Below are 23,935 nucleotides of genomic sequence, written 5' to 3'. Positions count from 1 at the left end.
TCAGGCTTCCCTAAATTCGGTCCGCGCCAGGCCGTTATCGAGATTGATCGTGGTGCGCAGCCGCATGCGTTCCGGCGTCGGTGTCATGATCAGCACCGCGTCTATCTCGATCTTCAACCCCACGCTCTTGTCGCCAAGCGTCACCGCGACCTTCGTTGCGCTTTCCTTGAGACGTGGCTCGAACGTGGCAAGCACCGACCTGATCTCGCGCGCCAGGGCTTCGCGATCAAAGTCGCGGGACGAACGTCCCGAGAAGGAAGGCACGCCGTAGTTGACCACGCTTCGGCGCACCTCCGGAAAATCGGCGAGCGACGGCGGGTTGTCCGCCGCCTGCTCGCTTTCAAGATCGGACAGAAGCGGAACAGCCTCGAAACGCTCGGTGTTGAACAGAGCCTCGATGTCGCGCCGCACGGCCTCCCTGAGCACACGGGCCGACACGACCACGCCACGGCTTTCCATCTCCGCGCGGTGTTGGGTCTGAAAGGCCAGGCGGTGCAGGCGCCGCTTCTGATCGGCCGTCAGCTCCGCATCGGCATCGATGAGCCGAGCGCTGCCGGCGACCAGGGTCTCCAGTCGGTCCACGCCGAGTTCGTCCTGCAAGGCCTGGCGCAGCCCGTCTATCTCGGAGACCATGCCCGGCAGGTCATTTACGAGGCGGTCCCAGAGAGAGGGTTGGACCGCCTCGCGTTTTGCTCGCGAACCGCCGGTAACCTGCAGCTTGTCCGCGCCGGGCCGCCGGCCCTCACTTGCCGACATAGACATCCATTTCGATTTCGTCATTGTCGTCGTAGACGAACTTGATCTTCTTGTAGGCGAAGCTGACCTCTTCCTCGATCAGGTCTTCCTCATCCTCGGCCTGCGACATGTCATATTCCATGATCGAGGCGTCGGTGAGGGTGACGACCAGGTAGTCCTTGGTCTCGCCATCGATGGTCCGGCGTGCCGAGAACACCACTTCGTCCAGTGCCTTGTTTTCGAACAGGGCTTTTTTCAGATAGGGCGAGGACTTGTCATAGTGCTTGGTGAACTTGATCATGCCCAGGGCAACGCGGCCACGGCGCGAGAGCGAATTTGGATCGTATGGAGCGACCATCTTGTAGTCGACCCCATGGATTTCGATTTCATCCTCGTGGCCGTCTCGAACGCTTGGGCCTTTGATATCCGGAACTTTTAGAAAGCCATCAATCTTCATGGTTGTGGGCATTGTCTTTCTCCACCGCTTTCAAAAACCAAGATGTTGTTGCTGTCGATCAACTCTTCACGGACGGCAGTTCCGACACCAGTCGGAGCGAGGCATTGATGCCCTCCAGCTGGTAGTGCGGGCGCAGATAGAAGCGGGCATTGTAGTAGCCGGGCCGCCCCTCCACGCTGTCCACCTGGACCTCGGCGGCGGCAAGCGGGCGCTTGGCGCGCGCCTTGTCGTCGGCAAAGGCCGGGTTGGCCAGCACGTAGCGGTTGATCCATTCGGTCAACCAGATCTGCATGTCGGAGCGCTCCTTGAACGAGCCGACCTTGTCGCGTGCAATCGCCTTGAGGTAGTGCGCAAAGCGCGAGACCGGGAAGAGATAGGGCAGGTTGGCGCTCAGCCGTTCATTGGACTGCGCGTCGGGGTCGACCAGCCGTCCCGCCCGTGTCTCGTCGTCCTGCAGTGAGTGTGCGCCGATGAAGGCCGCGAGATCGGTATTCTTCCGATGCAGGATGGGCATCAGGCCGAGCTTGGCCAGTTCCGCCTCGCGCCGATCGTCGATGGCGACTTCCGTCGGACATTTCATCGCTATCGACCCGTCATCGGTCGGGAAGCTGTGCACCGGCAGGTTGAGGACCGTGCCGCCATTCTCGACGCCGCGGATCTGCGTGCCCCAGCCATACAGCTTGTGGCTGCGGTTTATGTTCACGCCCATCGGGAAGGCGGCGTTCATCCAGACATATTTGTTGTGATCGCCCTGCACCTCTTCCTCGAAGGTGAAGCCCTTCACCGGAACGGTATCGGTGCCATATGGCAGTCGCGCCAGAACGCGGGGCATGGTCAGGCCGATGTAGCGAGCGTCCTCGCTCTCGCGCAGCGACTGCCACGAGGCATAGGCCGGGTTGGAGACGATCTGCTGCAGGTCCTGCGGGTTCGGCAATTCCTGCCAGCTGTCCATGCGGAACAGGCGCGGCGAGGCGGCTGCGATGAACGGCGTGTGCGCCGAAGCACAGATGCCGGAGATATTGCGCAGCAGACCGACGTCGCGCGGGTGGTTGGAGAATTCGTAGGCGCCAATCACGCAGCCGATCGGCTCGCCGCCAAGCATCGAATACTCGTCCGTATAAACCTTCTTGAAGATCGGGCTCTGATCCCACATCTGGCCTTCATAGTCTTCGAGCGTGTCGGCCAGCTGCTCCTTGGAAATGTTCATCACCCGGATCTTAAGCTTCTGATCCGTCTCGGTGTTGTTGACGAGATACCAGAGGCCGCGCCATGTGCCTTCCATTTCGCGCACTTCCGGCGCGTGCAGGATCTCGTTGACCTGTGTCGTCAGCATCTTGTCGATGCCGGCGATAAGCGACTTGATCGACTTGATCGCATTGGACGAGATGGTCGTGGTATCGGAACGGGATTGTGCCGCGAGCGCGAGATTGCGCACGAGTTGCTGCAGCTTCTCGCTGTCGTCCTTCTTGACCTTGAAATCCTTCTCGAGGAGTCCGCTGAATTCGCCGAGGTCTATGGCTTCGGCCTCGGCGGCGACGGCGGCGGTCTTTTGCTGTTCGGCCATGGTTTACTCCTTGTCGTCGTCGGACATTGCCTGGCTGGCGATCTTGCTAAGAAGCGGCTCGTTGTTCAGAAGTTGCGCGATGCGTTTTTCGGCGTCGACACGGCCGTCCATGAAGCCGAGCAATTCCTCGAGCTGGCGACGCATCTTGAGGATCTCGGCCAGTTGCGGAACTTGCTCGGCGATCTTGTCCGGGGCGAAATCACCCATTTTGGTGAAGGTGAGATCGAGCGCCAGTTCCTCGTCGCGCTCCTGGCCTTCGGCCTGCGGCAGTGTGTTCTTCACCCGGGCTTTGACGCGGGGCCCGAGCGCCTCCATGAACTTGGGGAAGCGGTTCGCGTCGGTCTCGACGAAGGAGCGGTCCAGCACCGACTTTGATGCTTCCTTGGTTTGCGAAGCACCGGAAAGGTCGGCCATCACGCCCATGACGAACGGCAGTTCGATGGTCGTCGGGCTGCCGTAGGTTTCCACGTCGTAGGCGATCTGCACCCGCGGCGCGCGATTTCGTTCGATGACCTTCGCTTTGCTTTCGGCTGGCATGTGCTGTTACCTTTCATCCTTCTGAGCCGTCTTCTTGGCATCGGGAACGCCGGCAAGCAGCCGGAATTCCTTCAGCCCCGACGGGGCGAGATCTTCCATCAGTTCAACGAAATCCATATGCACCATCCGGCGCACGCGCCGCGCCAGATGCGGAATCGGGCTCGACGGTTCGGTGCGGTCATAGAAGGCGACGACGAGGTCGAGGCATTTCACCACGTCGTCGCGCGAGGAAATCCGGTCAGGAAGCCCCGTGCTCGAGTCCGCGTAGCTTGCCATACTTGCCATAGTATCGGCTCCATGACCGTTTCGAGCAGGCATTGTCTGTTCTGCCGGCGAGGGCGGCTTGACCGCGCCATTCGGCACGGCGTCGACGGTCGAATTCCGTTCGAGGGTCGTCAGCAAACGCTGCAGAAACCGCTTTAATTCCGGAACGGGAGCACCGCCGCCCTCGAGACGGGCGTTGAGGGCGGCCTCAACCGCATCAAGGGCCGCGATCGCTGCCCGGGCGTCGGCCACGAGCGAGACCATCTCGGCGTCGGCTTGATCTATCTGTGCCGCGCATCCGGCACGCACCCGGTTCAACAATTGTCCGTGCGCGCTGACCAGTGCGGCCTTTTCCGCCGCATTCAACCCCGAGGCTGCTTCCTGGAGCATGACACGGTCGTCGAGCGCGCCTTGTTCCAGATCGCGTCCCGTGATTGGCCCGATCGAGCGTGGCGCAAAGAACGTCATTTGCCGCAGGTTCGCCAACAGCCCGTCCTGACCGTTCTGGAGGTCGAGCAGCGCGTTGATACGGCGCAAGGCGGCATCGCGTGGCGAAACGCTGGGCCGCAGTGCCGGATGCATGGTTTCCCAATGCTGATCGAAGGTCTGCGCAATGAGGGTCAGACCTTGCGCGAGCCCGGCCAGTCGTTCTTCGTTGGCCAGCGCGCGCGTCACGACGACGAGCAGGCGCAGGTCCCGGCCATGCGCGCGCAATTCCTCCGCCTTTGCGAGAACCGCGGGCCAGTCGACCGGAATGGTGCTTTGCGAGGTGGGCTTGTTGCGGCCGTCATGGACGACCTTGACCTGAGGTTCCGTCAGGCGCTCCAACTCGTGAAAAGCCGGATCGTTGCGCAAATCCTCTCCCGACGGATTTTCACCGTCGAGCGGACTAAGCCATAGTGCGACATCGATCACACCGACCCCCCAAGCAACCGGCCCTGAAACCGTATGTGACCCAACGTTATCACAGCGTTGCACTTTACCACAATTCAACCGCTGCTCAAAAAATTAACGAAAGCTGACCAGACCGCGGCCTCGGTGCCGAAACCCTTGGCGAGATTGCCGAACCCTGTATGTGAAATGCATCGCATGGAGGCGTGCTATTCCGTGGTTATTTGCAGCCGGCGGTGCGGGACTTTCCACAAATGGAAAGAGCCGGCCGAGCCGGGCATCGAGACCAGGTCCATCGCCCGCTTTGTCAAGTGACGGCTTATGTGGCAGGTTATCGACTGGCAGATCGCAGGAGCACGTTCGATGGAACAGCGCCGGTCATCGCAGACCTTCAAACGCAAGGAACTGGTCGGCAAGCTCAATCCTGTCGGGGTGCGCGCCTTCAAGGCCGCGGCCGACACCGCCAAGCTGCGCGGCAACCCTTACGTCGAACTCGTCCACTTCATCGAGCAACTGGTGCTTTCCGACCGCTCGGATGTGCAGATGATAATCGCCGACGCGGGGGTGGATGCGAGCCGGCTCACGGCCGATATGACCCGCGCCGTCGACAAGCTGCCTTACGGCGCCACGTCGATCGAGGAATTCTCCGACCACATCTTTCACGCCATCCAGGAAGCCTGGAACCTGGCAACGCTGGAATTCGGCGTGGAGGAAGTTCGCAGCGCGCATATTCTTCTCGCTTGCCTGAAGACGCCGGTGCTGGAAGGCCTGCTGTCGAAGATCAGCGGCGAGTTTGACAAGATCGACGCCGACGCGGTTATCGCGCGGTTCGCCGATGTCATGGAAGGTTCGCTCGAAGCCGGCGCCTCGACTGCCGAGCCCGCCGCGGAGACGCCGCGGCGGTCTCCGGGTGGGGATTCTGCACTGGCGAAATACGCGACCGACCTGACCCAGCGTGCCCGCGACGGCAAGATCGATCCGGTCGTCGGCCGCGATCCGGAGATCAGGCAGATCGTCGATATCCTGATGCGGCGGCGGCAAAACAACCCGATCCTGACCGGCGAGGCCGGGGTCGGCAAGACCGCGGTCGTCGAGGGCTTTGCCTTGCGTATCGCCCAGGGCGATGTGCCGCCTACGCTGCAAGGCGTCAGCGTGCGCATGCTCGACGTCGGATTGATGCAGGCGGGGGCAAGCGTGAAGGGTGAGTTCGAGAAACGGCTGAAGGCTGTCATCGACGAGGTGCAGTCTTCCGAAACGCCCGTCATCCTGTTCATTGATGAGGCCCACACCTTGATCGGCGCGGGCGGCGCTGCTGGAACCGGCGACGCGGCCAATCTCCTGAAGCCGGCACTGGCGCGCGGTGAACTTCGCACCATCGCCGCAACGACCTGGGCCGAATACAAGCAGCACATCGAGAAAGACCCGGCGCTGACCCGCCGTTTCCAGGTGGTAAAGATCGACGAGCCGTCGGAGGCGGTGGCCGTTCTCATGTTGCGCGGCGTGGCCGGCGTTCTCGAGCAGCACCACAAGGTGCAGATACTCGATGAGGCGATCGAGGCGGCGGTCGGCCTGTCGCACCGCTACATCCCGGCGCGGCAACTGCCGGACAAGGCGGTGAGCCTTCTCGACACCGCTTGCGCCCGTGTTGCCATATCGCAGCACGCAACGCCTGCCGAGGTCGAGGATATCATGCGCCGCCGCCAGGCGCTGGAGGTCGAGCGCGGCATCATCGGCCGCGAGGCCGCGATCGGCATCGAGGTGGCTGAGCGGCAGGCACGGGTCGAGACCGGGCTTGCCGAAAGCGAGCTCACGCTGGCCGCCGCGCAGCAACGTTGGGATCGGGAAAAGGCGCTGGTTGCCGAGATACTCGAATTGCGTGCCAGGCTGCGCGGCGAAGGTGTGCCGCTCGATGCGGTGGAGACGCCGGAGGCCAACACCGAGACAGCAGGCGCGGACGCGGTTGAGACCCAACTGCCCAAGACTGAAACACTTAAGACTAAGACCGAAACGCCCAAGACCAAGAAGGCCACAACCAAAACCGCCGGGACCGACGGGGAGGCACCGGCCGCTGCCGCCGCCCCTCCATCCGATCCGGCGGCCGATCTTGCCCGGCTGCGCGAACTGATGGCCGAACTGGCCCAGGCGCAAGGCGAAACGCCGCTGATCCTGCCGTCGGTCGACCGCAACGCCGTGGCGGCGGTCGTTCAGGACTGGACGGGAATACCGACGGGACGGATGCTGTCGAGCCAGACCGAAAAGGCGCTGCGGCTCGCCGCGACCCTGTCCGAACGCGTGGTCGGCCAGGATCATGCCATGGAGATGATCGCCAAGCGTGTGCAGACCAGCCGCGCCGGGCTCGGCGCGCCGGAAAAGCCGGTGGGCGTGTTCCTGCTCTGCGGCCCCTCCGGTGTCGGCAAGACCGAGACGGCCTTGGCGCTGGCCGAAACGCTCTATGGCGGCGAACAGAACCTCATCTCGATCAACATGTCCGAGTTCCAGGAGGCCCATACGGTCTCCACCTTGAAGGGGGCGCCGCCCGGATATGTCGGCTATGGCAAGGGCGGCATCCTGACCGAGGCGGTTCGCCGCAAGCCCTATTCGGTGATCCTGCTCGATGAGGTCGAGAAGGCGCATCCGGACGTGCACGAAATCTTCTTCCAGGTCTTCGACAAGGGGATGATGGATGACAGCGAGGGCCGACGGATCGACTTCAAGAACACGCTGATCCTGCTCACGTCGAATGTCGGCTCCGAAGTCATCATGGACCGGACCAGGAATGGCACGCTACGGGCAGGGCTCGACGATCTGGATACGTCGTTGCGCAGCCCGCTGCTGAAGGTCTTCCCGGCGGCCTTCCTCGGCCGGGTGGTGACCATCCCTTATTACCCGCTCTCGGATTCGATGATCGAAGCCATCACCCGTCACCAGTTTGCCAAGATCGCTCGCCGCCTGCGTGCAACCAACGACGCGGAATTGGTAATCGGCGACGGTGTCATGGATCTGGTCAAGGCCCGCTGCACCGAGATCGAATCCGGCGGGCGGATGATCGATGCCATCCTGACCAACACGCTTCTGCCGGAATTGAGTCGCGGCGTGCTGAACCGGTCGCTCGGGGGCGAAAAGATGACGAAGGTGACCGTCGGCGCCTCCAAGGAGGGCTTCACCTATTCCTTCGAGTAGCTTCTGGCGAATGTTGATGAAGCGTCAGACGATCCAAACCGACCGTTGCCGAGCCGCTGCCACGTCACCTTGCCCTTTGCGTCGCGGGTCTGGGGGCTATTCATGGCGTAGCGCATCGATCGGATTTAGATTGGCGGCGCGGCGCGCCGGGAAGTAGCCGAACAGCACGCCGACCAGGCCGGAGAAAAGGAACGATCCCACCACGACCGTCGGTTCGAAGACGAAAGGGACGTTCAGCCAGCCGGCCATGGCGGCCGCAACGCTCAGGCCGATGGCGACGCCGATCAAACCGCCGAAAAGCGATAGCACCACCGCCTCGACCAGGAACTGCGCCAGAACCTGGCGGCGCAGCGCTCCGATGGCGAGCCGGATGCCGATCTCCCGCGTGCGTTCGGTCACCGATACCAGCATGATGTTCATGATCCCGATGCCCCCGACCAACAGGCTTACGGCGGCGACGGCGCTCAACAGCCCGGTCAGCACGGTGGTGATGTTGGACAGCGTGCTGCTGATCTCGGTCATGTCGAAGACGGAAAAATCATCCCGCTGGCCGGTCCCGATCCTGCGCCGTTCCCGCAGCAGGTTCTCGATGTCGCGCTTCACCTTGGCCGTCGCCGTGTCGGCACGCGCCGCGACGTTGATGAAATCGACGTCGATGTTGCCGGCAATCCGCCGCTGGAAGGCGCGCAGAGGAATGATGACGATGTCGTCCTGGTCCATGCCGAACGCGCCAGCACCCTTGGAAGCAAGAAGGCCAATGACCGTGCAGGGGATTCTTTGCAGGCGAAGAGCCTGTCCGATCGGGTCGGACTTGCCGAACAGATGCTGGCGGACAGTCTCGCCGATGACACAGACAGGATTGCCGGCGCGCAATTCGCCGTCCGTGAACAGGCGGCCCGAAGCAATTGTCCATTGCCCTGCTTCGAAATAGGTATTCAGCGTTCCTGCGACCGAAGTTTCCCAGTTCTCGTTTCCGACCACGGACGTGACTTTCGCCGAAGCGATCGGTGCAACGGCCTTCACCCCGCCGATCTGATCCGCGATCGCCGCGGCATCGGCGGCGTCGAACGGCCTGGCCGTCGAGCGCGCGCTGCCGGGAGCGCCGCCCGGTTCGCCCGGCCTGACCGAAAGAAGGTTGCTGCCCAGGCGCGAAACGCCGGAGACGACGCTTTGCGTGGTTCCGTTGCCGATGGTCACCAACGCCGTCACGGCCGCCACGCCGATGATGATGCCGAGCGCGGTCAGCGTGGACCTCAGGGCATTGCGGCGGATGGCGCGAAAGGCCAGCAGGATGGTTTCAAGGAACATCAGGCGGCCTTGCTGTTCAATTGGTCGGTTTCGATCTCTCCATCCTTGAAGCGAACGATCCGCTGCGCGAAGGCGGCCATGTCCGGCTCATGGGTCACCATGACTATGGTTATGCCCTGGCTCCGGTTGAGGTGGATCAGCAGGTTCATGATCTCGAGGCTGCGCGCCGTATCGAGATTGCCCGTGGGCTCGTCGGCGAGCAGAAGGGCGGGAGCGGTCACGATGGCGCGGGCGATGGCGACACGTTGCTGCTGCCCGCCCGAGAGTTCGTTCGGCGCATGGTTCTCCCACCCGGCAAGGCCGACCTGCCGCATGGCGTTGAGCGCAAGTGTACGCCGCTCGCGGGCGCCCATCTGGCGGTAGATAAGCGGCAGTTCGACATTCTCGATCGCGGAGGTGCGCGGCAGCAGGTTGAAGCCCTGGAAGACGAAGCCGATATAGTGCCGCCTCAGCAAGGCACGCTGGTCGTTTGAAAGCGCGCCGACATCGAGGCCACGGAAATAGAAATGGCCGCCCGTCGGAGTGTCGAGGCAGCCCATGATGTTCATGCAGGTCGATTTGCCCGAGCCGCTAGGGCCCATGATGGCAACAAATTCGCCCTCGGCGATATCGAGAGAGACCCCGCGCAGCGCATTCACCGTCGCGCTGCCTTGCCCGTAGGACCGGGCGAGATCCTGCAGCCTTATAAGGACGGGACCGGTGGACGGCATGTCTCAATCCGATCCGGTTGAATCGACGATCAGCAGGTTGCCGTCTTGCAGGTCACCCTCGAGCAGCTGCGTCCAATTCCCGTCGGTGGCGCCGGGCGTTATCAGGAGAGGTGAGGCGGCGTTGTCCTTGAGAACCCAGATGCGCTTCTGGCCTGGCGGAAGGTTGTCGCTCAGTTCCGTCTGTGCCTGCGTGGGCGGCCTGGGCATCAGCTTGACAAGCCAGTTGCGGTTGTCGCTGGCGTCGGCGGCCTTGGGCGGCGCGTAGCGCAATGCCGCATTCGGTATCAGCAGGGCATCGTCGACCTTCTGGGTGACGATCTCGGCGGCGACAGTCATGCCCGGCCGCAAGGCCAGCGATGCGTTGTCGACCGACAGCACCGATTTGTAGGTGACGACGCCGCTGACGGTCACGGGCGCGTAGCGAAGCTGGACGACCTTCGCGGCGAAGTGGCGATCGGGAAAGGCTTCCACGGTGAAGGTTGCGTCCTGTCCTTCCTTGACGCTCCCGGCGTCGGCTTCGTCGACGTCGACAAGCAGTTGCATCTGGCTAAGATCGCCCGCGATTGTGAACAGAACCGGAGCCTGAAGCGAGGCGGCGACCGTTTGGCCCGGATCGACATTTCTATCGAGAACGATGCCGTCGATCGGTGAGCGGATCACTGCCTTGTCGAGATCAGTCTGATTGGCGGCAAGGTCGGCTTCGGAGACCTTTACCTGCGCCTTGGCGCTGTTGAGGACAGCTTCGGCCTGGTCGCGTGCCGACTCTGCCGCTTCCAGATCCTGCCTGGACGCAAAGTCGTGAAGCACGAGAGGACGCAGGCGCGCGAGGTCGCTTTCGGTCTGCGCAAAGGCGGCCTGTTTCTGCACGACGTCGGCCTTCATTGCGTCGAGTTGCGCGCGCGTATGATTGGTTTCGGCAATCAGCTTGTCGGTGTCGATCTCGGCGAGGACCTGTCCGGCGGTCACCTTGGCGTTGTAGTCGACCAGGACCGATTTCACCCTGCCGGACAATTCGCTTCCGACCTGGACCTGCGTGATCGGATCAACCGTACCGGTCGCCGAAACCGATACGGTAAGGCCACCGCGCTTGGCCGCCACGGTCTGGTACTGGAGCGAAGACACAGCCTGGTGCGCGGACCACCACCAGCCTCCGGTTGCCAGGACAAGGACAACCAGTGCCAGCCACAACAAGGATGCACGCTTGCGCGGCCACCAGCCCGAACCGGCGCCGATTTTCAGGATATCTTCCATCTCGGGATTTGTTGCTTCAGGATTTGGTGCGAGCATGGATTCCAGTCCTTTCCGCCGGCTCGGCTTGACGCCGGCCGTTCTGGACAAAGCTGTGAGGAGATTGCGCCTTCACGACTATTCCGCGCCGTTCCAGCTCATTTTGGATGCCCTTGGGGATATCCCGGCATCCGCAATGGACGGCGTGTTCCAGGTGCCACGCGATCCGATCGTCCATGGTCGCGTTCGCGGGCATTGCGTTCGCTGCGTGCCATTGCCTGTTCATGGTTGACCGATCCCATGCTGAGACGTGAAACGTTCTTTTCCTCGACTGCTTGGGCAACTCTTTCGCCTTTCGGCTGACCGGACATTGATCCCGGTCAACGGCGAAAGATTTCCTCATTGCGCTAGGTCAAGGAAAGAGGACGTGGCACGGCCCATTGTTCGCCAGGGCAGCAAGAAACGCAGTCGAGAAACAAGGAGAATGCGCTGTGGTGAAGATGATGAAGGCCGCCGTGGTCCATGAATTCGGCAGGCCACTATCGATCGAACAGGTGCCGGTTCCCATTCCAGGCCCGGGGGAAATCCTAGTCAAGGTGATTGCGTGCGGCGTTTGCCATACCGATTTGCATGCCGCCGATGGAGACTGGCCGGTGAAGCCCGTGCCGCCGTTCATTCCCGGGCATGAGGTTGCCGGCGTGGTCGCGGCGCTCGGCCCCGGCGTGACCGACTTCAAGGAGGGCGATCCGGTCGGCGTCGCTTGGCTGCACGATGCCTGCATGCGCTGCGAATACTGCGAGACCGGCTGGGAGACGCTTTGCGAGCACCAGCATGACACCGGTTACAGCTGCGACGGCGGCTTCGCTGAATATGTCATTGCATCGGCACCTTTTGCCGCGCGCCTGCCTGCCGGCGTCGATTTCGCGCAGATGGCGCCGATCCTTTGCGCCGGCGTGACCACATACAAGGGTCTGAAGGAAACCGAGGCCCGGCCCGGCGAGTGGGTGGCTATATCCGGCGTCGGTGGTCTCGGCCACGTGGCGATCCAGTATGCCAAGGCGATGGGACTGAAGGTTGTGGCCCTGGACGTTGCACCCGAAAAGCTCGCTCTGGCCAAAGCCGCCGGAGCCGATCTCGCATTCGACGCGCGCTCACCCGATGTGGTGGCCGAGGTTATCAAGGGGACCGGCGGTGGTGCTCATGGCATTCTCGTGACCGCGGTTTCGACACCGGCTTTCAGCCAGGCGCTGCATATGGTTCGCCGCAAGGGGACGATCAGTCTGGTTGGCCTGCCGCCGGGGGAATTTCCGACACCGATCTTCGACGTCGTGCTGAAGCGCATCACGGTGCGCGGCTCGATCGTCGGAACCAGGCGCGATCTCGACGAGGCCATCGCCTTTGCCGCTGACGGCAAGGTAAAGGCCGAAATCACCAAGGGACGCCTCGAGGACATCAACACGATATTTGCAAACCTCAAGGCCGGCAGGATTCAGGGACGGATGGTGCTTGATTTCTCCGAGCCCGTTCGCAAGCCGGTATCTGAGCGCGCGGCCGTTCCCGCCTGACGACAGGGCGGCGTCAGAGGACGCCGCCCTTATGAGCTTGGCTTTCGTCCGGTGCCGTATCTGACGGGTGGAAGTGCTTCAATCCGGTCGAGAGTGAAACGGTGTTCACCGCGCGGGGCGCCCGGAATTGAGCGCCAGCCTGGACGATGCCGAAGGCCGGCAAATTGATTCAGGGCAAGGCGATCCACGAGAACACATGCCAGAGAACAACGAGACTTTAAGCACCGCCTTTTTCAACGACCAATCCAGAAGGTGCGCCATGGAACTGATGGAAGCATTGCGGACGCGGCGAGCGGTCCGTGCCTATACCGACGAGCAGATCGACAACGATCTGATCCACGAGTTGATCGATGCTGCCATCTTGGCGCCGAGTGCCATGAACCTGCAGCCATGGTCCTTTGTGGTGGTGAGCGGCTCCGCGCGTCTGCGTGCGTTATCGGACGAGGCCAAGCACTTTGCGGCCAGCAACCTGCCCAAGGGCTCGCCGCTTGCTGGCCATCTTGCCGATAAGGAGTTCGAGATCTTCCACGGCGCGCCGGCGCTGATCATCATCTGCGCGACGAATGACGAAAGGCAGTCCGACGAGGATTGCTGCCTGGCCGGGCAGAATCTCATGCTGGCAGCTCATGCCAGGGGTCTTGGAACATGCTGGATCGGGTTGTCTCGGCCTTGGCTCAACGAGACAACGGTGAAGAAGGAGCTTGGGATTCCGCTCGCACTGAAACCGGTTGCACCCATCATTGTGGGCCGGGCACGGGCGTTGCCAACCCCGACATCAAGAAATGAACCTCGGATTATATGGGGCCACTGATCGCGCAGGGTTGGAGCGCCCTGCGACAGCGAGGCACCGCTCTGGACCTTGATCAATCTATTTCAAAGGAGAACAAAATGATTGTGTCTAATGGTACGCTCGTCGCGGTAACCGACGGCGAGAAGTTGCGCCTTTTCCGCAACAAGGGTCACGAACCCCGGATCGACCTGGTTGAATTGCGCGAACCGGCCCTCCAAGCGGCCAACACGGGCTCTGGCGGCCGACATCGCAGTTCCACCGCCAATCCCGACGACTCTCGCCTGCGGGAAGACGACTTTGCCGCGGCCGTGGCGGAGTATCTCAATCGCGAAGCGCTGACGGAGGCATTCGAGCATGTCGTGGTGATCGCCGATCCGCGCACGCTGGGCGAACTGCGCAAGCACGTCCAGGCTTCGCTGAAAGCAAAGCTGGTGGGCGAACTTAGCAAGGATCTCGCGAAACACTCCGTCGAAGCCATCGAGAACACATTGGCGGCGGCTTGAGTCCGCGCGAGACCGGCCGCGATATCTGTTTGAGAGTTTGTTTGCCTGCTTTGTCGCGCGACCGAGGCCAGCCGGCTTCGACGCGTTTCAATCCTGTTCCAGCGCCATGTTGACGAAGATCAATGAGGGCTGGGTCCGTTCCCTGTTGGATGGCTTTCGATCCAAACTGGGGAACGGTGATGCAGACGAATGAAACGCCGCGATATGACGCCAGCGTGAACACGACTGGTTGTTGCCCGAGGTTCAACCCTGAGGGCTGGGACGGCCAGGAATTGCACTTCAAGGACAAGCGGTTTCTCAGGGCGACAACCCACAGCGTGATGCATGTCCCGATGAACATGGGCAGCGTGTTCGCGCGTGTTAACAGGCATATCGATGACGCCGGTGCTTCGGACACGGACCGATTCATCGTGCTCAGCCGCGATATCTCGCCATGGAGCAGTGAGCATCTGTTTTCAGTCTCGAAAACCGTCCCAGGCGAGGAGATGACCACGCTGAGCGGTGACTTCATAACGAAAGTGTTCGAAGGCCCGTATAGCCGGGCAAGGCAGTGGCATGAGGAAATGCGGCAGATCGCACGCGATCGAAAATCGGAGCCGGGCGACGTCTATTTCTTCTACACGACATGCCCGAAATGCGCCAAGGCCTACGGAAAGAACTATGTCGTCGGTGTCGCGGCAACAAGCTGAGCCACGATTGCTGTGCTCATACGCGGTCCGCTGGTGCGTCCCGGTCCCCGCGCGCGATCAGAGACCGAGACCGAAGAGGGCGCAATGTCAGGCGCTTGTGGCTTCCGAAGGGCGCCCAGCTCTTCACGACCTGCAGCTTGTCCGTGCTAAACCAGTCCAGTTTGCGGAAACCAGAGGTGCGTGGGAGGGGAGTCATTCGATGGAACCGTCGGAGGCATCGGCTACAACGCTTCGCCAACGCTCGAGTTTCTTCGGAAGCTTGGGCCCAGGACTGATCACCGGCGCGGCCGATGATGATCCAAGCGGTATCGCCACCTACAGTCAGGTGGGGGCGCAATTCGGCTACTCCCTCTCCTGGACCATGCTGTTCAGCTATCCGCTTATGGCTGTAACTCAAGGGATCAGTGCCGGGATCGGCGCTGTGACTGGCCAAGGTATCGCACGCAATCTGCGTCGGCACTACTCGCCTTGGCTGCTGCGTTTCGCCGTTCTCCTCCTGCTCGTCGCCAACATCATCAACATCGGCGCCGACCTCAGCGCCATGGGGGCGGCGCTTGAATTGCTCATAGGTGGCCCGCGTCACTTGTATGCGATCCTCTTCGCCCTGATTTGCATCTTTCTGGAAATCTTCGTGAGCTATCGGCGCTATGTGATGGTGCTTAAATGGCTGACCCTGTCCCTGCTTGCCTACGTGGCGGTGGTGCTGTCAGTCCATGTGCCCTGGGGGGCGGCGCTCTATGGTGCGCTGGTTCCGCAAATCGTCTTCGACGGCGATCACGCCATGGCGCTTGTTGCCGTCCTTGGCACAACAATCAGTCCCTACCTCTTTTTCTGGCAGGCCGGGGAGGAGGTTGAGGAGCAGCACCGGCAACACCGTCGACGGCTTGGCGCCAACTCTCACGCTGCCGGACCGGAGCTGGCGCGCATTCGTGGCGACACGCTGTTCGGAATGGGGTTTTCCAATCTGGTGGCAATCGTCATCATCACTGCCACGGCGGCAACGCTTCATGCCAACGGGATTACGCACATCCAGACCTCGTCGCAGGCGGCCGAAGCGCTCCGGCCTGTTGCCGGGGACTTTGCGTTTGCCATTTTCGCTATCGGTATTGTCGGTACCGGCATGCTTGCCGTCCCCGTGCTTGCGGGCTCCGCCGCCTATGCTGTTGCGGAGATGTTTCGGTGGCCCGAAGGCCTGGACCGGCGCCTGCAAGACGCCAAGGCCTTCTACGGCGTAATCGCGGTGGCGACGCTGGGTGGGGTGACCCTGACTTTCGTGGGCCTGGATCCAATCAGGGCCCTCTACTGGAGCGCTGTCGTCAATGGAATTCTAGCGGCGCCGCTGATGGCAATCATGATGATGATCGCCATGAACCCGCGGATCATGGGTCACCTGACATTGCCGCGCTGGATGGTTTTCGGGGGCGTGCTTGCCACGACGGTGATGGCTCTGGCTTCAATTGGCTTTTTCGTGCTGTGACCGACACTCCGGCCCGAGCCCAGATGATGGGAGACTTTCTGTTCGGTTTGGCTTCTTTTGTATTCGGCCATAGCGGTGCTCCGCTTGAAAAGCTGGTAGAGAAGGGGGTTGCCGGAGGAAGGCTATCCGATCGGCCTAGGTGCACACAGCCAGGCGCGCGATCTCCGCAATGACGCCGGCCCCTGCGTTTCGAGAGCACAATGACTGAGCTTCATTTCTGGCCGATCGTTCAGTGTCTTATCTTGCTGACCCTCGCGAACGGCGTGCCTGTCATCGCCAAGAAAATGCTTGGCGAGTGGCTCTCGTGGCCGATCGATGGTGGTCGGCTGTTCTGGGACGGACGGCCCCTCCTGGGTCGGTCAAAGACCCTTCGCGGTCTCGTGCTCGCCATCATGGCAGCTGGGATAGGCGGCCCCCTTGTGGGGCTCGACGCTGCAATCGGAGCGCTCATCGGCTTTACCGCCATGGTCGGCGACATGCTGTCGAGCTTCATCAAACGTCGCTTGCGCCTAGCTCCGAGTGCTGAGGCGCCAGGCCTCGATCAGGTGCCGGAATCTCTATTGGCTTTCCTGGCGGTCAAGAACCTCGTGGGATTTTCGGTTTGGGACATTCTGATCGGTGTCGGCGCGTTCTGGATTGGTGAACTCGTGGTCTCCCGGCTTCTCTACATGCTGCGCATCAGGGACAGACCCTACTGATCCTCGCGGACCAGATGGTGGAGTGTGATCTCGGGAAGACAGTTCAGCCGTACCGCGACGACACTCGAGCCGGCGCCAACCGATGTGTAACCCATCATGCCATGGTACATCCACGCGCCGGCGCCCATCGTCCGCGGGAGTTTCGAATCCAGGGTGATCGGAATTCCTCCCGGCAGACAGATCTGGCCGCCATGGGTGTGACCTGCGAGCAGCGCGTCGAATCCAGCGTGAGCTGCCTGGCGATAAATCTCGGGAGTATGTGAAAGCAGGATCGAAAAGGCATCGGACGGCACATCGGCAACCGCCTTTTCAATATTGTCGACCCGGAAGAAATGCGCATCGTCAATTCCAGCGAGATAGATGCGCTCTCCGTCCCGCTCGATCACCTCCAGTTCGTTCATCAGCATGCGAATGCCCATGTCCTCCAGGGCTGGAACCATTCGAACTGTATCGTGGTTGCCGAGCACCCCGTATAGCGGCCCCTTGAGAGAGGCGCGTACGCGGGCGACGCCGTCCAAGGCGGCTTCGAAGGGACCGAAGGTCTTTGCACGGAAATCGCCGGTCAGCACGCAAATGTCATAATCGAGATCCGCGACGAGTTCGGTGACGCGATCCATGGCCGGGCCGCTCATGTCCGTATGCAGATCGCTGAGGTGCAGGATCCGGAATCCTTCGAAACCGCGTGGCAAGGTTGCCGATACGATCGTGTTGACCCGGACTTGGACGTTTTCGGCATTGCGGTACCCGCGTCCATAGAGCCCGGCTAAGCGCAGCCCGTTGCGGATCACCGCATGGATCGAATACCAATTCTCCGGATGAAAGAAGTTCAGGCCCTGGCCGAAGATTTGTGCTTCGTGGGCGTCTTCTATGCCCAGACGCTGCCTTGCATGGATCCGGCCAAGGCGTGCGTTCAACCTGAGGCTGATGTCAGTCATCGCCATCCCGAACCAAGTTGATTGGCACCTCAGAGGTGTACCAATCCATCGCACAAGCAAGTCATTTTGGCGATCGTCGCGGCCTGAATCTAATGCTGCAGCGTCTCGATATACCCTGTCAGGTTGTGGATGCGTTCTGTGGTTACCACCTCACCACCACTTGGACCGTAGGTTTTTGCGTCATCCTCAAGGAAGTGGCGCCCCCAGACCGGCATCTCGCGGCCGCCATGGCTTGGTATGGCGTACCGGCCGTCGATAGTCGCGAAGACCCTCGAATAGGGAAACGTCCCGCCATTGCGTTCGGAAAGGTGCGTCAGGTCGGCCGGACGCTTGATCAGCAGGTCGCGCAAGGGTCCGTCGCCCTTGCCATCGACGCCGTGACAGACGGCGCAGGAGTTCAGATATTCTGCCTGGCCGTAACTCATTTCCTGCGCCAAGGACGCTTGGCAGGCCATAGTCGCGAGAGCTAGTGCGATCGGTAGTCTCATCTGCGCATCCACCGGTTGATGGGTTGAGCGTACCGTGTCAACCCGCACACATGTTGATCCGGATCAATTGGGCCACGGCGAGATCTTTGATTCAGCGCAATGAGCATGCCGAACCGTCCGGTTATCGTTGCCATGGAATTTCACACAAGATCGGGAGCATCCGCCATGGCTTTCAGGACGATACTTGCGGTTACGGGACCGCATATGGGTGACGGCGATCTCAAACTCGCTGCTGACCTTTGCGACGAAATCGGCGCCCATCTTGCTGTTCTTGTCGTTGCCATCGCCGCGCCGCCGCCAGTCGGAGAATATGCGGCGGTCGTCTCGGAAGACTGGCTGAAGGAGCGGCAGGCCGATGAGAAGCTCTTGGAGAAGCGAGCCGCCGCCGTGTCGGCTTTTCTCGCCAAGAGCGCGCTTTCGGCCGATGTCTCCAGCGAATATCCGGAGGTCGGCTGGGCTGACGAACGAATTGGTCGCCGTGCGCGCTACGCCGACATTACGGTGATCGGACCGGAGTTGCTCGCCGGCGAGACGCTGAAGAGCAAGGTGATCGAGGGCGCCTTGTTTTCATCCGGAAAGCCGCTGCTGATCGTTCCCCCAGGGACGCGGCCGACATTGAAGCCGAAGCGGGTGCTGGTTGCGTGGGATGCTCGCCTCGAGTCATCGCGCGCCCTTCGTGAATCACTCGACATGTTGACGGGCGCCAACGAAGTGCGCCTCGTCATGGTCGATCCGGTGGAGGACGAACACCACCACGGTCAGGAACCGGGGGCCGATGCAGCCGCCTATCTCGCGCGGCATGGCGTGAAGGTCACGGTCGATCGACTGCCGAGTTCAACCCATTCCGTCGCTGACGTTCTTCGCCAGCATGCGGTCGACAGCGGCGCCGAGTTGATGGTGATGGGCGCCTATGGTCATTCGCGGTTGCGCGAGCGGATTTTCGGTGGTGTCACCAAGTCGATGCTTGAGGATCAATCGCTGCCGATCTTGATGGCGCGATGAAGCACGGCCGCTCCCTTTCGCTTTTCGACCTGAAACGTCGATCGGAATCCGGAAGAAAGCATGTGTCGAGTGGTCCACAAGCGAAGGTATCTTAGGCTAATCGACATGCTTGCTCGAGAGTGACTAGGAGCTCAAGCCGCGCCGGGCTTGGTCGTCCGCGACCGAATTGTTCGCTGACCAGCGCGGTGTTCTTGCCAGGCTTCGACGAGTGCGTCCGTGACTTCGTCATCGGTAAGCTGAGGGAAGCTGCGGTAGTGGTAACCAAGAGCGCGGAAACGCGCTGGTTGGCTGAGGCACACGATCAAGTCCGCCTCCTGGGCGAGCTCCGCCATTGTGTCTGGCGGCGCCACAGGGATTGCCACAACGACCTCCCGGGGCGAGCGCCTTTTAAGGGCACGGATTGCAACCTTCATCGTTGTCCCCGTCGCGACCCCGTCGTCCACGATGATTGCCGTCTTTCCGGTGATCGACAGAGGGGCGCGATCGCCACGATAGACGAGCCGGCGCCGCTCCAGTTCCGGGCGCTCCTTCGCGATCAAGACGCGAAGTTCATCATCGTCGAGCGCATAGGCCTCGACGATCTCGCGGTTCAGAACGATGTCCGGTGGGTTGCCGTCGACGATCGCCGCGACGGCCAGTTCGGGATTACCCGGCGCACCCACCTTGCGCACGATAATCAGATCGAGTGGAGCGTTCAGGGCTTTGGCCACTTCCGCGGCGACGGGGACACCCCCTCGCGGCAAGGCGAGGACGACCGGCTGATGTAAATCCAGTTTCCCGACCTCGACGCCAAGTCTTTTCCCAGCTTCCTGTCGATCGCGGAACATCGGTCAATCCACCGGCCAGAGCTGACGCAGCGATTTCTTCATCGAGTTCCGAACCTGGACGATTTCGCCATGCGATATGTTGCGGTCGAGGATCTTGAAAACCGCTTTGATCGCCTGGTCGATATCGACGTCGGGTTCATATCCGAAGCTGTTCCTGACACAAATCACGAAGTCGCTCTTCTTCCGTTCCCACGCGGGTGTGTCCGGCTTCCAGCCTTCGAAATATATACCCCGGATGAGCGTCGGCAGTTGAGCGGAAAGGTCGGCCATCTCCTCGGGCGACAGCCAGTCTCGCAACGTGTGCAAGACGGATTTCAGGAAGCGGTAGGCGCTCTGTTCGCTCCAGCCCAAGTCTCGGGCCAACTCGTTCACCCATTGCTGCGCCTGCTCGGCAGCGTGAGTAAATCCCGTAATTGAAGTGTGAGTCATGCGATCGCTCCTTCAATCTGTTGGCTATTCTGGCGTACGGAGCAATCTTCACATTGAGCAGGATCAAATCATCCTGGCGTGCCAGGCGAGCGGGCGCGGCGAGCAGTCGGAATGAACGGCTGGCGATCCCCAAAAATCGAGTCCTGCCTTGATTTGTAAGAAGATATTCCTACGTGTGGTCTGCCCATGTCCTCCCCTGACATGGGTGAGCGATGGGGCTGTCCTCCCTGACCCATCGTGAGGCTGAGCGCGCTGCCCCCTCCCTCGGGCAGCGGGCTTCCTTTTGTCGATGCGCATGATCGAAGCCGGTTGGACTCGATGGCAAGGTGATCCAGGCAGTGCGTGAAGGCGCCGACTACGGGTTCCCCCGGAGCGGACGCAATTTTGTAGGTTCGCAATTCGGTGTCTGAGTCCGGGCGGGCAAAACGCAACTCATAAGTTCCAGAAAAAACCGCGTTGATGAAAGCCATGGCGAGGCGAGAATCTTGTGTCGTCGCCATGACCGTACCGTCGTCATAGACTTCGTAGTCCAGATGGCCCAGCGAACTGAACGTCCGGGCGCTGAATGCTGCGTCTGAAATCCGCACCATTTGATATTTGCTGTTAGCCGTGAGGTCGGCTGCGGCCATGAGGAAGCCAGCCAGAACCGTCCCGTCGAATTTGTTGTAACCAGCAAGCGCGATGAACTTGACGACTTCCCGCGACGGCGGATTGCTGAGGTCGAGGATGATCTCGCAAACCTTGGCCTCTTCGCTCTCGTCGCTCCAATTGCTGTAGGCCATCCCCATCGGGAAGATCGTCGAGCCGGCTTGGGCGATGCCAAGCAGAGCTGTCAGAAGGCGATGCGCGACGAACATGCGTTCAGTTCCTCCGAATCCGGCTCGGTCAGCGCACTACACGACCAGGTTGCAATGGAGGCTATCTGAACATCATTCCAGGACCGAAGCCGCCCGAGCGCCCCATGCCCATGCCCATCATCGGCAGGACAATTTCGTCAGCGGCCTGCTTCTGCTCATCGCTCAGCTTTGCGTATAGTTTTTCGACGGCTGCCCTGACAGTCTTTACCTGCTCCAGACGGGCTTCGAGATGGGTCTGTTGGTAGGCCAGTCGCTCGGGCAGGGGCTTCTTCAGGAACTCACCGTCCTGGAATTGCTTGATCATGTCCTGCATCAGCGCGTTGTGCGACTCGGCCGTGCTGCGGATAACACCGGCAAGCTCATCCCAGAAGGGCGCCTGCTCGTCGGTGATCTTCAACTCGGTTTTGAGGAATGCGAGGCGTCCGTCGATTCGATCGAGAAGCTGGTCTGAATCATAGCCCCCCATCGGGCCGGCCATGCCCCATTGACCCATCATCATTCGGCCCATCCCCCAGCGGGGCCACCAACCGGAATCCTTGTCTTCGGCCCCGGCCACGACAGGCATCGCTGCAACGGTCAGCATCAAGCCCGCGGCGAAAATATTGCGCAAATTGAACATCGAGCACCTCCTTCAGGGCGCACTGTCAAATACTAAGTAAATCACGCAGTGACGTTGGCGGCATTGACCTGCATCAACGGGCGCCAGCCTCCATATGCACGGCATCGTTGTGGGTGCGGATGCTCGGAGCATTCGTAGAGAGAGTGGTTTCCAAAGCTGCCAGGGGTCCCGCGCCATCTGGAGCATGCCTTTGGTGGAACTGACACATGCTGGCGGGATCCCACGCTGGCAGGTTGGAAGATATCGAACCGCGGCAACCTCTGAATTTTGTCGCGATACCTGCAATTTGGCCGTGCTATGTTGGTTCACAGACAAACAGGGAAGCCGCTGCGGCTGCTTATGTGATGAGTGGATAAGCGGATCGCTCACCTGAATATCGAGCATTTTCGGCAGCGCTTGGCCGAGGAGCAGGATGAGGTCAAGCGGAAGACACTGCTTGATCTGCTCGCGAAGGAAGAGGAAAAGCTCAGAAAAATCGAGGCGACTGAAAAGGGAAAAAGCGGGCACAACGATAAGTAGACGAACGCGCCAATATCGCCGCTAGACATCCTTGGTGGCAGGTTCCCATATTCGCCAATGAGTGGGTGAGACATCAAGCCGTTCCTTCGTGGCCGATTTGATCCAGCCCGTGAGTACACGCCTGCAGGGAAAAACGAGTGCGTGGGGACCGTCCTTGTCTATGACGGCCAATTCCAAATCTCGATCGAAGGGGGCGTTCGATACCGGGTGCCACATAGGTTTACCTTGGGGCGGAAAGGCTAAGTCATCCTTGACGCAGGTCAAATCCGACGACCGGTCATCTCGCGTGCCGTGCACGGGAAAGCCTTGCGGGCGGCGATCGACAATACGGCGATCAGCATTCGAGTTTACCGCTGTTGGGTCGCCACGTTCCGCAGGGTTTGCCATTTCGTGATCTCGCTGCTGCGCAGGCCCGGCATGTTGATTGTGCCTTCTGCTCGGGGTTGGGGGGGCACGGAAAGACGGTCTCGATGATGACGCTGATGTCACCACGATCGACACGGCAATCTGCCTCTGCTTGTGAGATCAATGGCGCAATATCTGAAATTGCGAAATCCGGTTTGGTCCTTATGGGATTCCCCCTAGACAGCTGCGGCAGATATAGCCTCGACGGGCTGCGCGGGGGAGGGTGGGAAAGCCCAGGCGCCAGTGGGCATTGACGTGAACCAAAAAATAGTTTTGGGGCGGCCGGGGACTTGGGTGTAGGATGCCATCTTGAGGGATGTCATGGACCGATTCATTGCTCGCGCCAACATCGCCCATTTTCAGGATCTGCTCTCACGCGAGACCGATCCGGAACAGCGGCGTATCATTGAAGGCTTGCTGGCGTTGGAGCAGAAGAAGCTGGAGATCGCCGAAAGCCAGGCACGCGATCAGTCCCGCCGACCTGGCAGCCCAGCAAGTATCGCCAAACCATCGCGCTGATATGGCGCGCGGCGACACATCCCAAGGTGGAAACGTTGCCCGTTTCGCGGCCCGGCTTGGCCCCCCAATAGACGCAGCTCGACAAACTGTCTTCTCTTGAAGAGGCTCAGCGCGCCGACCAGACGCGCTGAGGGTGATCAGCGGTCACGACTGTTACGCAGGCTTGACCGCGATCTTCTTCTCGGCCTTCTGGGCTTCAGCGGTCTTGGGCAGCTTCACCGTCAGCACGCCCTTGGCGAAGGTCGCATCGATCTTGTCGGCGTCGACGCCTTCAGGCAACTGGAATGAGCGCTGGAAGGAGCCGTAGCGGCGCTCGGACAGATAGTAGTCCTTGTCCTTTTCTTCTTTTTCCTCCCGCTTCTCGCCCTTGATGGTCAGCATGTGGTTGGCGAGTTTGATCTCGACATTCTTTTCGTCGATGCCCGGCAGTTCGGCCGTGATTTCGTACTCCTTGTCCTTCTCGACCAGATCCATGGCCGGCGCGACCGGCAAGCCCGGATTGCGCAGGGACGGCAGTTCACGACCGAACAGGGAGCGTGTCGAAGGCAGGCGAAAATCGAAAGGATGGAAGTCTTCGAACAGGCGGTCGACTTCGCGACGCAGGCTTTCGAACGGTGTGGCCCAGTTGCCGGCTGGCGCCGGCGCAGGGCTTTTCTCTGTCTTGACAGGTAGTCTGGTGGCAGTTTCGACCATGGTTCTTCTCCTTTGACGAGTTTGACCGGCAGGTGCCGCCGCCTCCG

25 protein-coding genes are annotated in these 23,935 nt (G+C 61.1%); 10 read left to right on the top strand and 15 right to left on the bottom strand.

The window, feature by feature from the left end:
- The 5 genes from tssE to tssA are packed head-to-tail and all read right to left on the bottom strand — an operon-like array spanning nucleotide 1 to nucleotide 4,472.
- Nucleotides 1–756, bottom strand: a complete 756-nt coding sequence (gene tssE, locus AC56QP_RS08565; protein ID WP_269904036.1) for a type VI secretion system baseplate subunit TssE — start codon at nucleotides 754–756, stop codon at nucleotides 1–3.
- Nucleotides 743–1,204, bottom strand: a complete 462-nt coding sequence (locus tag AC56QP_RS08560) for an Hcp family type VI secretion system effector (protein WP_489860103.1) — start codon at nucleotides 1,202–1,204, stop codon at nucleotides 743–745. The genes tssE and AC56QP_RS08560 overlap by 14 nt, the downstream gene beginning before the upstream one ends.
- Before the next feature lie 46 nt (nucleotides 1,205–1,250).
- Entirely contained in the window at nucleotides 1,251–2,756 is a 1,506-nt protein-coding gene (gene tssC, locus AC56QP_RS08555) for a type VI secretion system contractile sheath large subunit (protein WP_489860104.1), read from the bottom strand.
- A gap of 3 nt (nucleotides 2,757–2,759) precedes the next feature.
- On the bottom strand, nucleotides 2,760–3,293 hold the full coding sequence (gene tssB, locus AC56QP_RS08550) for a type VI secretion system contractile sheath small subunit (RefSeq protein WP_256750102.1): 534 nt from the start codon (nucleotides 3,291–3,293) through the stop codon (nucleotides 2,760–2,762).
- 6 nt (nucleotides 3,294–3,299) lie between these two features.
- Nucleotides 3,300–4,472 (bottom strand): type VI secretion system protein TssA, encoded by a 1,173-nt coding sequence (gene tssA, locus AC56QP_RS08545; protein ID WP_489860105.1) that lies wholly within the window; start codon nucleotides 4,470–4,472, stop codon nucleotides 3,300–3,302.
- A gap of 339 nt (nucleotides 4,473–4,811) precedes the next feature.
- On the opposite strand from tssA, the gene tssH reads away from it, so the two are divergent.
- The gene (gene tssH, locus AC56QP_RS08540) at nucleotides 4,812–7,628 is read left to right on the top strand and encodes a type VI secretion system ATPase TssH (RefSeq protein WP_489860106.1); all 2,817 of its coding nucleotides are present in this window, start codon (nucleotides 4,812–4,814) and stop codon (nucleotides 7,626–7,628) included.
- Between the two features lie 96 nt (nucleotides 7,629–7,724).
- Here the strand turns inward: tssH and AC56QP_RS08535 are convergent, their stop codons facing one another.
- From AC56QP_RS08535 to AC56QP_RS08525, 3 genes are read right to left on the bottom strand one after another with little or no spacing between them, the layout of a single operon-like run.
- On the bottom strand, nucleotides 7,725–8,936 hold the full coding sequence (locus tag AC56QP_RS08535) for an ABC transporter permease (protein ID WP_489860107.1): 1,212 nt from the start codon (nucleotides 8,934–8,936) through the stop codon (nucleotides 7,725–7,727).
- Nucleotides 8,936–9,646 (bottom strand): ABC transporter ATP-binding protein, encoded by a 711-nt coding sequence (locus tag AC56QP_RS08530; RefSeq protein ID WP_489860108.1) that lies wholly within the window; start codon nucleotides 9,644–9,646, stop codon nucleotides 8,936–8,938. Before AC56QP_RS08530 ends, AC56QP_RS08535 begins: the two co-directional genes overlap by 1 nt.
- Nucleotides 9,647–9,649: 3 nt before the next feature.
- The gene (locus AC56QP_RS08525; protein WP_489860109.1) at nucleotides 9,650–10,933 is read right to left on the bottom strand and encodes an efflux RND transporter periplasmic adaptor subunit; all 1,284 of its coding nucleotides are present in this window, start codon (nucleotides 10,931–10,933) and stop codon (nucleotides 9,650–9,652) included.
- Between the two features lie 440 nt (nucleotides 10,934–11,373).
- Between AC56QP_RS08525 and adhP the strand changes: the two genes are divergently transcribed.
- The 6 genes from adhP (at nucleotide 11,374) to AC56QP_RS08495 (ending at nucleotide 16,595) form a co-directional block, all read left to right on the top strand.
- Nucleotides 11,374–12,438 (top strand): alcohol dehydrogenase AdhP, encoded by a 1,065-nt coding sequence (gene adhP, locus AC56QP_RS08520; RefSeq protein ID WP_489863650.1) that lies wholly within the window; start codon nucleotides 11,374–11,376, stop codon nucleotides 12,436–12,438.
- Between the two features lie 127 nt (nucleotides 12,439–12,565).
- Complete coding sequence (locus tag AC56QP_RS08515) at nucleotides 12,566–13,249, top strand: nitroreductase family protein (RefSeq protein ID WP_489860110.1); 684 nt, start codon at nucleotides 12,566–12,568, stop codon at nucleotides 13,247–13,249.
- A gap of 77 nt (nucleotides 13,250–13,326) precedes the next feature.
- The gene (locus AC56QP_RS08510) at nucleotides 13,327–13,731 is read left to right on the top strand and encodes a host attachment family protein (protein ID WP_489863651.1); all 405 of its coding nucleotides are present in this window, start codon (nucleotides 13,327–13,329) and stop codon (nucleotides 13,729–13,731) included.
- Between the two features lie 179 nt (nucleotides 13,732–13,910).
- Nucleotides 13,911–14,420, top strand: coding sequence for a hydrolase (locus tag AC56QP_RS08505; RefSeq protein ID WP_489860111.1), 510 nt, complete (start codon nucleotides 13,911–13,913; stop codon nucleotides 14,418–14,420).
- 199 nt (nucleotides 14,421–14,619) lie between these two features.
- Nucleotides 14,620–15,897: an NRAMP family divalent metal transporter gene (locus AC56QP_RS08500; protein ID WP_497100612.1), complete on the top strand. Its 1,278-nt coding sequence runs from the start codon at nucleotides 14,620–14,622 to the stop codon at nucleotides 15,895–15,897.
- A 200-nt stretch (nucleotides 15,898–16,097) separates the two neighbouring features.
- The gene (locus AC56QP_RS08495) at nucleotides 16,098–16,595 is read left to right on the top strand and encodes a CDP-archaeol synthase (protein WP_489860112.1); all 498 of its coding nucleotides are present in this window, start codon (nucleotides 16,098–16,100) and stop codon (nucleotides 16,593–16,595) included.
- On the opposite strand, the gene AC56QP_RS08490 is transcribed toward AC56QP_RS08495, so the two are convergent.
- Together AC56QP_RS08490 and AC56QP_RS08485 are read right to left on the bottom strand one after the other, a co-directional pair.
- Nucleotides 16,589–17,530: a metallophosphoesterase gene (locus AC56QP_RS08490; protein WP_489860113.1), complete on the bottom strand. Its 942-nt coding sequence runs from the start codon at nucleotides 17,528–17,530 to the stop codon at nucleotides 16,589–16,591. The genes AC56QP_RS08495 and AC56QP_RS08490 overlap by 7 nt on opposite strands.
- Before the next feature lie 89 nt (nucleotides 17,531–17,619).
- Nucleotides 17,620–17,955: a c-type cytochrome gene (locus tag AC56QP_RS08485; protein WP_497100614.1), complete on the bottom strand. Its 336-nt coding sequence runs from the start codon at nucleotides 17,953–17,955 to the stop codon at nucleotides 17,620–17,622.
- A 228-nt stretch (nucleotides 17,956–18,183) separates the two neighbouring features.
- On the opposite strand from AC56QP_RS08485, the gene AC56QP_RS08480 reads away from it, so the two are divergent.
- Nucleotides 18,184–19,020, top strand: coding sequence for a universal stress protein (locus AC56QP_RS08480; RefSeq protein ID WP_489860115.1), 837 nt, complete (start codon nucleotides 18,184–18,186; stop codon nucleotides 19,018–19,020).
- A 131-nt stretch (nucleotides 19,021–19,151) separates the two neighbouring features.
- Here the strand turns inward: AC56QP_RS08480 and AC56QP_RS08475 are convergent, their stop codons facing one another.
- From AC56QP_RS08475 to AC56QP_RS08460, 4 genes are all read right to left on the bottom strand, one after another.
- Nucleotides 19,152–19,847 carry a phosphoribosyltransferase gene (locus tag AC56QP_RS08475; RefSeq protein ID WP_489860116.1) on the bottom strand — a complete coding sequence of 232 codons (696 nt, stop codon included), beginning with the start codon at nucleotides 19,845–19,847 and terminating at the stop codon, nucleotides 19,152–19,154.
- A gap of 3 nt (nucleotides 19,848–19,850) precedes the next feature.
- Nucleotides 19,851–20,276, bottom strand: a complete 426-nt coding sequence (locus tag AC56QP_RS08470) for a DUF2267 domain-containing protein (RefSeq protein ID WP_489860117.1) — start codon at nucleotides 20,274–20,276, stop codon at nucleotides 19,851–19,853.
- 68 nt (nucleotides 20,277–20,344) lie between these two features.
- Nucleotides 20,345–21,133 (bottom strand): hypothetical protein, encoded by a 789-nt coding sequence (locus AC56QP_RS08465; protein ID WP_489860118.1) that lies wholly within the window; start codon nucleotides 21,131–21,133, stop codon nucleotides 20,345–20,347.
- Nucleotides 21,134–21,194: 61 nt separating this feature from the next.
- Nucleotides 21,195–21,752, bottom strand: a complete 558-nt coding sequence (locus tag AC56QP_RS08460) for a Spy/CpxP family protein refolding chaperone (protein WP_489860119.1) — start codon at nucleotides 21,750–21,752, stop codon at nucleotides 21,195–21,197.
- Between the two features lie 348 nt (nucleotides 21,753–22,100).
- Between AC56QP_RS08460 and AC56QP_RS08455 the strand changes: the two genes are divergently transcribed.
- Complete coding sequence (locus AC56QP_RS08455; protein ID WP_489860120.1) at nucleotides 22,101–22,271, top strand: hypothetical protein; 171 nt, start codon at nucleotides 22,101–22,103, stop codon at nucleotides 22,269–22,271.
- A 714-nt stretch (nucleotides 22,272–22,985) separates the two neighbouring features.
- A complete protein-coding gene (locus AC56QP_RS08450; protein ID WP_489860121.1) occupies nucleotides 22,986–23,195 on the top strand; it encodes a hypothetical protein in 210 nt (69 codons plus the stop codon).
- A gap of 153 nt (nucleotides 23,196–23,348) precedes the next feature.
- On the opposite strand, the gene AC56QP_RS08445 is transcribed toward AC56QP_RS08450, so the two are convergent.
- Nucleotides 23,349–23,888: an Hsp20/alpha crystallin family protein gene (locus AC56QP_RS08445; RefSeq protein ID WP_489860122.1), complete on the bottom strand. Its 540-nt coding sequence runs from the start codon at nucleotides 23,886–23,888 to the stop codon at nucleotides 23,349–23,351.
- Nucleotides 23,889–23,935 lie beyond the last annotated feature (47 nt).

Source organism: Mesorhizobium sp. RCAM 05104, assembly GCF_059683645.1.
Note: the sequence above shows the minus strand (reverse complement) of the source record. Positions and strands in the feature narration are given on the sequence as shown.